The sequence below is a fragment of the Flavobacterium sp. genome (assembly GCF_036405015.1).
Lineage (GTDB): Bacteria > Bacteroidota > Bacteroidia > Flavobacteriales > Flavobacteriaceae > Flavobacterium.
Genome location: NZ_DASWYK010000256.1, coordinates 1 through 2,229, shown reverse-complemented (window position 1 = coordinate 2,229; position 2,229 = coordinate 1). Strand labels below are relative to the sequence as shown.

The 2,229-nt window shown below is 31.7% G+C and carries 2 protein-coding genes; one reads left to right on the top strand and one right to left on the bottom strand.

The annotated features are described in order from the left end of the window. The first annotated feature begins 258 nt into the window (after positions 1-258). The gene (locus VGE71_RS22420; RefSeq protein ID WP_331140316.1) at positions 259-663 is read left to right on the top strand and encodes a helix-turn-helix domain-containing protein; all 405 of its coding nucleotides are present in this window, start codon (positions 259-261) and stop codon (positions 661-663) included. Between the two features lie 48 nt (positions 664-711). Here the strand turns inward: VGE71_RS22420 and VGE71_RS22415 are convergent, their stop codons facing one another. Further along, on the bottom strand, positions 712-1,920 hold the full coding sequence (locus VGE71_RS22415; RefSeq protein WP_331140315.1) for a PQQ-binding-like beta-propeller repeat protein: 1,209 nt from the start codon (positions 1,918-1,920) through the stop codon (positions 712-714). Positions 1,921-2,229: the final 309 nt, after the last annotated feature.

Sequence of the window (2,229 nt, the reverse complement as noted above, 5' to 3'; positions counted from 1 at the left end):
ACGGTTGATATTAAGGAGTTGTTCATATAAACGTTGTATTTCACATCTGGAGTAAATAAATCCATTACCTGAGCAATTTTTTTCTCGTCTCCTAAAGTGGCGTAATCATCTATAAGCGTTCTTAATTCTTCTTTGATTTTTAAAGTTTCTAATGTCATGATTTTTATATTTTTAAATTTATTAGAACAAAATTATCTTATATTAGCTTACTTTTTATTACTAGTTACTTAAAGGTTAGTAGCTTATAAAAATGAATCTATGAAAAAGACAATAAAAGAAGAGGTTGATAATAAGGAGTTTACTGACGAATGTAATGCTGTTTTAATGGCCGTATCTGATGCTCTTTATGCAATTGGAGGCAAGTGGAAATTGATGATAATTATTGCTATGGCTAGAGGGAATAAACGGTTTACAGAAATTCAAAGAAAAGTAAATGGTATTTCTGCCCGTGTACTTTCAAATGAATTGAAAGAATTGGAAATTAATGGTTTTATTATAAAGAAAGTTGCAGTAGGATATCCTGTAAGTATTGAATATGAATTATTGCCATATAGTCAAACACTAAAAGAAGTTGTAGAAGCGATGACAAAATGGGGAATGCAGCATCGATACAAAATTAGAACTGAAAGTCATCTGGAAATCTCGAAGAAAAAAGCGAAATAAGAATTGTTACTTTATGAAAAGAGCCACTTACGTAAGTGGCTCTTTTTATTATCGAATTATTTTCAGATATGAAGTATAAACATTATCTCCAAGAGTGGTTCGCATATAATATACGTTTTCGTCTTTTTCGGTTAAATCAAACTGAATTAAGCCTGCATCGCAATAATAATAAAGTAAGTTATCATCGGCTGGGAATTCAATGTTTGAAACAGGAAGCGTTGTTAATTTTGTTTCGAATACAGTTTCGCCATTAAAGTCTAGTTGAAAAAGTTTTTTCTTTTTAGTATAACCCCAAATATTATTAACTTCTTCAGTGATATATTCGACATTATCGTCTTTAAAATCTACTTTCCATAGCTGTGTTCCCGCTTTGGAATCTATAGCATATACAGAACTAACTGGCGAACCTTGCGCACCAATGAAGATTTTTTTGTCTTTGTATAAAATGCGTTCCTTGACATTATTTTGGTTTTCATCAAATTTAAATTGCCATAAAATATCTAGTTTGTCGGGACTTAAGGCGTAAAGACTATTTTTTTCATTTGCGACAAATATATTTTCACCATCTGTTATCGGTTTTCCGGTTATGTTTTCCTCAAAAGTTTTTTGGCTCAGTACTTTTCCTGTTTTTGCATCAAAACTATAAAGGTTGGTTGCGCTTGGAAGAAAAACTTTTCCGTTTAAGAAAAGTGGCTGTATGTCATTCTGTGCCGAATCCAATTTATAGTTCCATGCTAAACTGCCGTCTTTTGTATCAAGAGCGTAAAGATTGCTGCCTTGGTTTTGATTTTGAGCCGTGATAAATAATTTTCCGTCATTTACAATTGGCGTTTGATCTTTAAGAACAATTTGATCCGTAATGTTTCCCAATCTTGATTTCCAAAAAATGTCTCCGCTTTGATTGTCTATGGCGAAAATTTCACCATTAATAAACGGAACATAAAGAACACCATTGTTAAGCGTTACTTTATTAGCACACATTTCGGTATAAGCATCTGTTGCTTTTACAGTCCAATTAATGGATTCTGTTTCTAAATCAAAGGAGAAAAGAGAACCGTCGTAATCGTAAATTAGAATCGAAGTATCGTCTAATGGAATCTTTTTTATTGGACGTATAGCTTTATTGGTAACAATCTCAGCAGGTGTTAAACTGGAATTAGAAGTATTGGCTTTACCAGTTTTTGAGGTAGCTGGCACCTGCCCAAACATACTGATAATGGTAAATGCAAATAAAAGAGTTATTAGATTTTTTTTCATTTTTAAGATTTGGGTTTATTTTTTGCTTTGTTGATTTCAACAATTAAGCCAAAGGTTAGCCCAAATATAATGAAAAAATATATTAGGGTCTTGAAGCAGTAACTTCAACAAATTGTCAAATCGAAATTAAAAAACGGAATAATCAGGTTTTGCAACAAAACAGACTAGAGAAGAAATGCTAGCCGAATTCAGTTTATTATCTTTTTCTAAAAAAATAAAATACGACTAATAAACTCATCATTATAATTTCAATAACGATCCAGGGCTGTAGATCTTTTTTGATGGCTTCTTCTGCAGTTTCACTTTTCT

Coding starts and splice junctions, on each gene's coding strand:
- VGE71_RS22420 (WP_331140316.1), top strand. CDS start 259: ATGAAAAAGACAATAAAAGAAGAGGTTGATAATAAGGAGTTTACTGAC.
- VGE71_RS22415 (WP_331140315.1), bottom strand. CDS start 1,920: ATGAAAAAAAATCTAATAACTCTTTTATTTGCATTTACCATTATCAGT.